Origin of the sequence: Roseateles cavernae, assembly GCF_040187885.1 — a bacterium.
GTDB classification, from domain to species: domain Bacteria; phylum Pseudomonadota; class Gammaproteobacteria; order Burkholderiales; family Burkholderiaceae_C; genus Roseateles_E; species Roseateles_E cavernae.
In genome coordinates this window covers 1-7,466 of the sequence record NZ_JBDPLH010000024.1, presented here as the reverse complement: position 1 = coordinate 7,466, position 7,466 = coordinate 1, and the positions used below count along the sequence as shown (strand labels likewise).

Here is a 7,466-nt window from a genome sequence, read left to right as displayed (position 1 = left end):
GACCTGCGCCAGCTACGCTGGCTGGTCCGTTTACCTTGTACGTTATAGCGCTCGCCATGAGTGAAGAGTCCTTCCCTTGCCCAAGCTGCGGGTTCTTCGTCTTCGGCGAGCCGCCTGGCAGCTACGAGATCTGCGATTTGTGCGGCTGGGAAGATGATCACGTGCAGCTTGCCCACCCGGCAATGGGCGGCGGAGCTAACAAGCGAAGCCTCGTCCAAAGCCAGTTGCTTGCCCTTCAAAGATTTCCCGTGGGTGTTTCCGTTGTCGGCACCATCCTTCGCGCTCCGGGCTGGCGGCCATTGCGGCCCGAAGAGATCGAGCCTGCGCAATCACCAGCGAATGGGCTTGCATACTTCGACGCCGCTGCGGGCGATGCCACAAACTACTACTGGGTTCGCGATGCAGCGCTATAACCTTTTGTTCAAGCGGACCTGCGCCAGCTACGCTGGCTGGTCCTCTTACCGCGCACGTTGGGCAGCACGTCTAAGCCGTCTCGACCATGACGCCATCTGAATCGCCAGCCGCCTTCGAATCCTTCGCCGCGTTGCAGGGCGAAAGCATCTCGCGCTGCACCCCTCGTCGAGGAGTCGAGATGATGTTCGCCTTCTATCAATCGGTGAAGCCAGTCGGATGTGATGGTCCAGATGGCGACATGCTGCTGTTTCAATGGGGGACCTATGACTGGGGCGCAGGCCGTCATTTCGAGCTGAACATCACTCGGCAGTTCATCGAGGAAGATCTCGAGGGAGACGACGCGATCAGCCAACTGAGTCTCACCTTCCGCTTTGATCCCACTGACCAACTCGAGGAACTCGGGGCGGGTAATCGATGGTGTGACGGGCCGAGCGAGTTCGCAATCATCAAGGACTACACACTATCGTCAGGCCCCTTGCTGGCAGTTGCGGATAGGGTCGCGGGCGCGATTGAACTCAATCACTCGTATGTTTAACGTGGTGCGGCCCAACCTGTCGCTGCAACGGACGGCTTCGCCGTCCGCTGAGCTTGCACGTTAGGCCCTACTCAACTAGCTTCAGTTCGAATCATGGCGACGACCACCCCAATCATCACGTCCGAGCAGTTGACCCGATGGGCCGATGAATGCCTATCGATCAATCACCTGAACACTCTTGTCCAACGAGAGATTCAAGCGAATTCGCTTGCTCGGGCGACCGATCTGTCGGAGCGCGCGCGCGTGCGAGCGTGGAAAATGCTCAGCGAGATGTTTGAGGCAGGCGCTGAGAAACCTGTCGGCTATTGCGAGGCGGGCACCGTACCGGGGCCAAGCGATGCGGCCTAACCCTTCCTTCGAGCGGGCGCCTAGCGGCGCCGCTCAAGTCAAACGTTAGGCGTCTTATGAATCCGTCCGAGTATCCGATCGTCGGCTCATTCAAGAACGAAACAACTTCCGATCTGACGCTTCATTTGGAGTTGATTCCGGAAGAGGTAATCCTGGCTCCGGGCCATTCGGTTGATCTTGTCGCGAAGCCAACCGATGATTTGCTGCCTTTGAGCATCGAACCAGTTGATGGGGGCTACCAAATTCATGCATGCCGCGCGTTTGATCCAGACTGGCATGTTCGTTTCAATGGCAAGCTGCTTAAGGCGGGCAACCCAACGCGCCTCAGAGACCACGAATGAATTCAATGATTCGTTTTGCAAGGACGCCGCCCAACCAGTCGCTCGAGCCGACTCGCGTCGGCAAGCCGCCGCTCGCCGCTCAGCTTCAACGTTAAAGCGCAATGTCAGGCGAGTACCTCATCCAACGTACCGATGGGAATTGGTTCGACCTCGATCGGAAGGACTACGAGCGAACGCTCGTGCCGAAATCACTACCTTGGCGCGCCGTCGCCGATGGCTACGGTGACTTCTGCATCGACGTGTCCGGTTGCGAAATCTCGTTCTCGTACGAGGATCCTGGAATTCAGGTGGTCTTCGAGGACGATGTCTTTTCGGCGGAGCAAGAACTTCAACTATTGACCGAGATGCTTGAAAACTTGACGCTGGTGACGGGTCAGCAAGGCAAGGTCATTTCGGTATGAGTGCGCGGCCGGCAGGTGGTTTGCGCTTTAACCTTTTGGTCAAGCGGACCTGCGCCAGCTGCGCTGGCTGGTCCGCTTACCGCGANACCAAGCGCTGGCCATCCTTGAGGGAAGGACTTTCAGTACAGCGGAGGCTGCGGCGGCAATCGCGTCAGTCGATCGTTTGTGCGGGGAGAGCTTTTCACAGAGGCTATCTGCCGTGGCAGAGGGTCCGGTTCAACCCTTCACTGCAGCGGACGGCTCCGCCGCCCGCTGAGCTTTCACGTTGAACCGCTATGCAAACGCTGCTCGTTGATCGCGTCGAGCCTTACGCGCCCGGTGATGAGAGTTCTTCGGTGAGGCTGCGCAGCGCACACGGCCTGATCGACGCCTTCTGCTTTATGCGCGACTTAGTTGAAGGTCAACATGTCGATAACGCCTTGTTTGCTGTGGATGCGGAGATCCAAGCTGCATGTCTCTCGGATTGGCCCGAGGATATGCAAGCGCAAAGATCAGCCGAGCGGATCGAGAAGATTGGCCCGTATGCGTATCGAGGCGTCGGCCATGTCGTGGATCAACCGGCCGGCATCATTGAAGTTCTAGGTTTCCGCATCGATGTCGGCGATGTCCCTTGTGAAGGGGCAGTCGAGTTCAGTTTTATGCGGGTGGACGTTCGATGAATCGGTTCAACCCTTCGCTGCAGCGGACGGCTTCGCCGCCTGCTGAGCTTGCACGTTGAGCCTCATGGAATTGATCGCGCCACTTCGCACCGCCGAGGGTCTCGCCGAGCGAGTCCTCAAGGTCAACCATGCGGGCGAGCACGGCGCGGTCAATATCTACGCGGGGCAGCGCTTGGTCGCTCGGCTTACGGCTCGCAGCATGTTGCGCGAGCTTGCTGAGTTCCAATCGCACGAGCGCAGACACCGCTCGATTTTTCAAGCCGAGCTTCAGCGACGCGGCGTTCGGCGTTGCCGCAGCTACCACCTTTGCGGGGCCGGCGGCTTCGTGCTCGGCTTCGTAACTGCGATCTTCGGCCGCGGTGCAATCGCTGCTACAACGGTCGCGGTTGAGCGGGTGGTTCTGCGCCACTTGCAACACCAACTCCGAGAGCTTCACGCCGTTGATGAGGAGGCGGTCAAAGCCATCAGCTCCATCGTGCAGGAAGAGCAGCAGCACCATGACAGTTCTGCCGCGCATATCGAGGGGCAGGCAAGCCGCCGCTGGGTCCGGTTGCTAACGCCAGTGGTAGCTGCATCAACCGAGGCAGTCATATGGCTTGGCATGCGGCTGTGAGGCTCAACCCTTCGCTGCAGCGGACGGCTTCCCCGCCCGCTGAGCTTTCACGTTGAACCGCACCTGCAGCCATGCCTTCCAACCTCGACGAGACAAAAATTCTGGCGTTCGCCGTCTATGAACTGCGTCTGCTGCTCGCGGGCCATCTCGGTAGCAATGCAACGGCCGATCCCGCGCTTCGGGCGGCGGCACATCTTGCATATGCGTTGCACAACCAAGCGCTGGCCATCCTTGAGGGAAGGACTTTCAGTACAGCGGAGGCTGCGGCGGCAATCGCGTCAGTCGATCGTTTGTGCGGGGAGAGCTTTTCACAGAGGCTATCTGCCGTGGCAGAGGGTCCGGTTCAACCCTTCACTGCAGCGGACGGCTCCGCCGCCCGCTGAGCTTTCACGTTGTGCATCACAGGAACACCATGCTCGCTGACCTGAGGGGAATTGAGTTCGACTGGTTTGCCGCCGATAGCGAGGGGAACGTGGCCCTCTTTGCGACCGCCGGAGAGGGCTTTTTGCCGGCGGGCGTCGCGGAGAACCACGAGATGCACTCTGCTTTCGCCGAATCGCTGCCAGCCCCACGGGTTGGTACGGCCGAAGTCTGGCTCGATTACGCCGACGCCGGCTTCTACGTGTTCGATTGGGCGCTTCCCGGTGGCCCCTACGAGTTGCGTGCGTCGCCGAATTGTGAACTGAAGAGCGCCATCAAACAGCAGGCCTTGGCGGTGATGCACATGCCGCGCTTCAATGGCTCCTTCTCAAGCACGACTAAGGTTGATTCGTGGAAGTGACGCACAACCTTTCGCTGCAGCGGACGGCTTCACCGCCCGCTGACCTTTGACGCTATGTCGCTTGAATCACCGCCGCGCATTCGCGTTGACTTCAACGAACTCGTCGGCTCGGGGCTGGTGCTGCTCTCGAAGACCGATCGTGTCGAATGTGACGATGGAAGAGAAGTCATGCTGGAGGCCGGACTGGCGGTAATCGCGTTTGAGCGCAACGCGTATGGCGATGGCACAGCCGAGTACCTGTACGTTAGCGGGCATGCGGAACGGAACGATCCGACGATCAATGGTGAATGGACGCGCAACGCACTGTGGTGCTGCAGATTTGTCGGCGGTGTCCAGTCCTCGGAATCGAGAACATGAGCAAACTGACTTGGTGCCCCGTCGCGCAGCGACATAACCCTTCGCTCCAGCGGACGGCTTCGCCGTCCGCCGAGCTTGCACGTTAGCCGTCTTGGCTTGATGACCAATGAATCTCATCCTTGAGAGAGCCGTCAAAGTTCCCTTCTTTACCGACATGCGTGCCACGCTGGACGCATTGGGAATCGCCGCAACGGACTTCGATTGGTATCTGAGCGATGTCGAGACCAACTACTACGGTGAGGACTTCGCGTCACACGACCAATGGATCTCAGGTCATGAGCTTCAACGCTTGCTCGAGCGCAACGAAATCCAGTTCATCTGGGCGGTCTTCAGCGCTGTGCCGGTCGGCCATCGCCCCACCGTTCTTGCTGCACCGTACATTGAAGGAAATCCGGACTGCTGGGCAGGCTCCGAAGTCCGGCCGCAATTGCCCGAGGCAGTCTTTGAAATCGCGTGCTGGGACAGCAGTGCCACCATCTTGGTTGGTCTTCCGGCAGCGGCCGAGGCGCGCTTTCTGGCGGTCTACCCCGAAACTGACACTCTCCAAAATGCTGTACTGCGAAGAGCCGGCTAACCAGTCGCTCGAGCCAACTCGCGTCGGCAAGCCGCCGCTCGCGGCTCAGCTTCAACGTTAGCTGCCAAGTGAAGACTGTCGCAAGGTTGTCCGTACGCTTTTGGCGCTAGCATCCCAGCCTCTTCCACCAGCACGTGAGACTTCTATGCGATCGCTAGTTCTTATTCTGGCAATGTTGGCCGCGCCTTTCGCCCAAGCGGCGGACTCTCTCTCGCTATCCGCCGACGAGCTAACGGCCAAGGTGATTGAGGTCACGCACGCTCAGAACAAGGTCATGATGCATGGTTCGACTGTGGCAGACGTGGACAAACTCTTTTCTTTGTACGCCGACGACTTCACCTACATCCATGCGGCATATGGCGGCACGTACACAAGGGACGAGCTCTACGGCAACACCGTCCGGCTGTTGAAGCGCGGCATCTACAGCAAGACCGAGCCTCGCTACACTTTGGTTTCGACGATTCCGGGCTACAACGGCATTGCCGTTGAGCGTCAAGAGACCCACAAAGGGGTAACAAAAAAGCATCTCGCGGTGTTCGAGTTCCGTGATGCAAAAGTTGCGAAGATCATCGAGTACTGGAAGTAAATCATGGCGGTGCCGTTGGCGCGCAAGCAGTACAGGTTTGGCAGCTAACAATTCATATATGGACTCCCCCACAACGGCAAAGGCCTGACCGATAGTGACTTGCTGGGAGAAGCGCCTGCAGTCGTGTATCCGGCATCTTGTGTGGGATCGTGCATGTCCCGTGCCGACATGGAATCTGCGTCACTGCGGCGCCACACGCTGCAAGCGGCAGGTTGAGCTGCCGGAAGAGTTATCGGCGTTGCGCGGTGCGGGAGGGCTCGTGTCGCCGGTCCCAGTCTTCCGTGCCTGCGAATCGGTAGTGCCTTCGATCGCGTCGCCCCATCGGAGCACCCTGAAGTCGCTAAGGAGAAGCATGATCTTGAATCCCGAAATTCCGGGATTTCCGTCACGCACCAGCTCAGATCAAGAAACCGAGCGGGCAATCCCGGTCAATCGAATCTACTGGGACAGAATGGCTTCGCGTCGAGAAATGGCTCTTGGCATTCCATCAAATCGGCAAGCAGTCGGGCGCTCGCAGGTCCCAGTGTGAAGCCTTGGTGGCCGTGCCCGAAGTTGAACCACAGCCCGCGATGGCGGGATGCTGGGCCGATAAGCGGCTTCATGTCGGCGCTGCAGGGACGAGCGCCAATCCAGGGCGTAGCCTCTACCGGCGTGCCGATATCGAGCAGCTGCCGGGCCTGTGTTTCGGCAAGGCCCATCTGCACCGGTGTGGGCGGTGCGTCGAGTGCGGCCAGTTCGGCGCCAGTGGTCAGCCGCAGCCCACGGAGCTGCGGTGCCAACACGTAGCCGCGCTCGGCATCCAGGGTGGGTACCGCGACGCTTGCGCCGCCGGTGTAATGGCGGTGGTAGCCACGCTTGGCAAAAAGCGGCAGTCGGTAGCCCAGCCGGTGAGCCAGTCGGCCGGCCCACGGCCCGAGAGCGATGACCGCGTGCTGCGCATGCACCGCCCCCTCGCGTGCGTCAATGCGCCAACCCGTGGCAGTCTCTCGCAGGCTGTCGGCATCGGCCAGCAGCCATCGACCTCCACGCTCCAAGAAAAGCGCCGCATATCGTTCGACCAAGGCGCCCGGATCGCCGACGCTCCAGGAGTCCGTCCAGTGAACCGCCCCGGCCAGCGAGCGCAGCTGCAGGGCCGGCTCAGCGCCTGCCAGTGCCGCCGAGTCCATCGCCATGTAGCCGATGCCATGCTCGTCGGCCAGGCGCGCCGATTCGGCGATGGCGCGATCGAGCGCAGCGGGCGTGCGGTACACCATACGCAGACCATCTCTTCGCACCAAGTCCTCTGCATCCGCCAGTGTGACGTATCGCTGGTGCTCGGTGGTTGCGTGAGCGATCAGCGATGCGTAGGCCTGGCTGATCACGCGGTGGCGGCGCGGTGCCGAATGCCACCAGTAGCGCAGCAGCGAGGGCCAGGCAATCCTCAGGCCGGCCAGGTGATAACGAACATCGAGTCGGCGATTCAATGCAGCGGTCAGCATCGTCATCGGGTCGCGCGGGAATCCGTAGGGCTCCACCGCCTCACGCTGGATCACGCCGGCATTGCCATACGAGGTCTCGCCACCCGGGGGCCGGCGGTCTACCAGGGTGACGTGGTGGCCGCGCAAGCGGAGTTCCAAGGCGGTGCAGGTGCCGATGATGCCTGCCCCCACGACGACGATCTCCTTGGCCATCTCAGACGCCTGTAGGTACGGCGGCGACCACCGTGAGCTCGACGCGGACCGCCGGCAACGCCAACTGCGCAATGACGGTGGTGCGCGTCGGCAACGGCGCAGAAAAGTGCTCGAGGTACGTGGCATTGAATTCGGTGAAATCGGTATGCGTCCGGCCATCCCATCTTGAATTGACCCATCGCGACTG

Annotated in this window: 14 protein-coding genes; 12 read left to right on the top strand and 2 right to left on the bottom strand. The window is 60.4% G+C overall.

Translation table 11 applies throughout. The features are described 5' to 3' along the window. From ABGI63_RS25485 to ABGI63_RS25430, 12 genes are all read left to right on the top strand, one after another. Positions 1–413 (top strand): CPCC family cysteine-rich protein (locus ABGI63_RS25485; RefSeq protein WP_349745325.1); only part of this gene is annotated, 413 nt, incomplete at its 5' end. An 86-nt stretch (positions 414–499) separates the two neighbouring features. Next, positions 500–949 (top strand): hypothetical protein, encoded by a 450-nt coding sequence (locus tag ABGI63_RS25480; RefSeq protein WP_349745324.1) that lies wholly within the window; start codon positions 500–502, stop codon positions 947–949. A 93-nt stretch (positions 950–1,042) separates the two neighbouring features. Continuing rightward, entirely contained in the window at positions 1,043–1,297 is a 255-nt protein-coding gene (locus ABGI63_RS25475) for a hypothetical protein (RefSeq protein WP_349745323.1), read from the top strand. A 56-nt stretch (positions 1,298–1,353) separates the two neighbouring features. After that, positions 1,354–1,638 (top strand): hypothetical protein, encoded by a 285-nt coding sequence (locus tag ABGI63_RS25470; RefSeq protein WP_349745322.1) that lies wholly within the window; start codon positions 1,354–1,356, stop codon positions 1,636–1,638. A 101-nt stretch (positions 1,639–1,739) separates the two neighbouring features. Continuing rightward, positions 1,740–2,039, top strand: a complete 300-nt coding sequence (locus ABGI63_RS25465) for a hypothetical protein (RefSeq protein ID WP_349745321.1) — start codon at positions 1,740–1,742, stop codon at positions 2,037–2,039. A gap of 275 nt (positions 2,040–2,314) precedes the next feature. Next, on the top strand, positions 2,315–2,698 hold the full coding sequence (locus ABGI63_RS25460; RefSeq protein ID WP_349745320.1) for a hypothetical protein: 384 nt from the start codon (positions 2,315–2,317) through the stop codon (positions 2,696–2,698). A 64-nt stretch (positions 2,699–2,762) separates the two neighbouring features. Beyond that, the gene (locus ABGI63_RS25455; protein WP_349745319.1) at positions 2,763–3,311 is read left to right on the top strand and encodes a demethoxyubiquinone hydroxylase family protein; all 549 of its coding nucleotides are present in this window, start codon (positions 2,763–2,765) and stop codon (positions 3,309–3,311) included. Positions 3,312–3,382: 71 nt separating this feature from the next. Next, positions 3,383–3,694 (top strand): hypothetical protein, encoded by a 312-nt coding sequence (locus ABGI63_RS25450; protein WP_349745318.1) that lies wholly within the window; start codon positions 3,383–3,385, stop codon positions 3,692–3,694. Between the two features lie 29 nt (positions 3,695–3,723). Further along, positions 3,724–4,092 (top strand): hypothetical protein, encoded by a 369-nt coding sequence (locus ABGI63_RS25445; protein WP_349745317.1) that lies wholly within the window; start codon positions 3,724–3,726, stop codon positions 4,090–4,092. 54 nt (positions 4,093–4,146) lie between these two features. Further along, on the top strand, positions 4,147–4,449 hold the full coding sequence (locus ABGI63_RS25440) for a hypothetical protein (RefSeq protein ID WP_269838182.1): 303 nt from the start codon (positions 4,147–4,149) through the stop codon (positions 4,447–4,449). A 106-nt stretch (positions 4,450–4,555) separates the two neighbouring features. After that, positions 4,556–5,023 carry a hypothetical protein gene (locus ABGI63_RS25435; RefSeq protein WP_349745316.1) on the top strand — a complete coding sequence of 156 codons (468 nt, stop codon included), beginning with the start codon at positions 4,556–4,558 and terminating at the stop codon, positions 5,021–5,023. Positions 5,024–5,168: 145 nt separating this feature from the next. Further along, positions 5,169–5,609, top strand: a complete 441-nt coding sequence (locus ABGI63_RS25430; protein WP_349745315.1) for a nuclear transport factor 2-like protein — start codon at positions 5,169–5,171, stop codon at positions 5,607–5,609. Between the two features lie 428 nt (positions 5,610–6,037). Here the strand turns inward: ABGI63_RS25430 and ABGI63_RS25425 are convergent, their stop codons facing one another. After that, a complete protein-coding gene (locus tag ABGI63_RS25425) occupies positions 6,038–7,279 on the bottom strand; it encodes an NAD(P)/FAD-dependent oxidoreductase (protein WP_349745314.1) in 1,242 nt (413 codons plus the stop codon). Position 7,280: 1 nt separating this feature from the next. After that, positions 7,281–7,466, bottom strand: a 186-nt coding sequence (locus tag ABGI63_RS25420; RefSeq protein ID WP_490424232.1) for a RidA family protein, incomplete at its 5' end; no start/stop codon positions are given.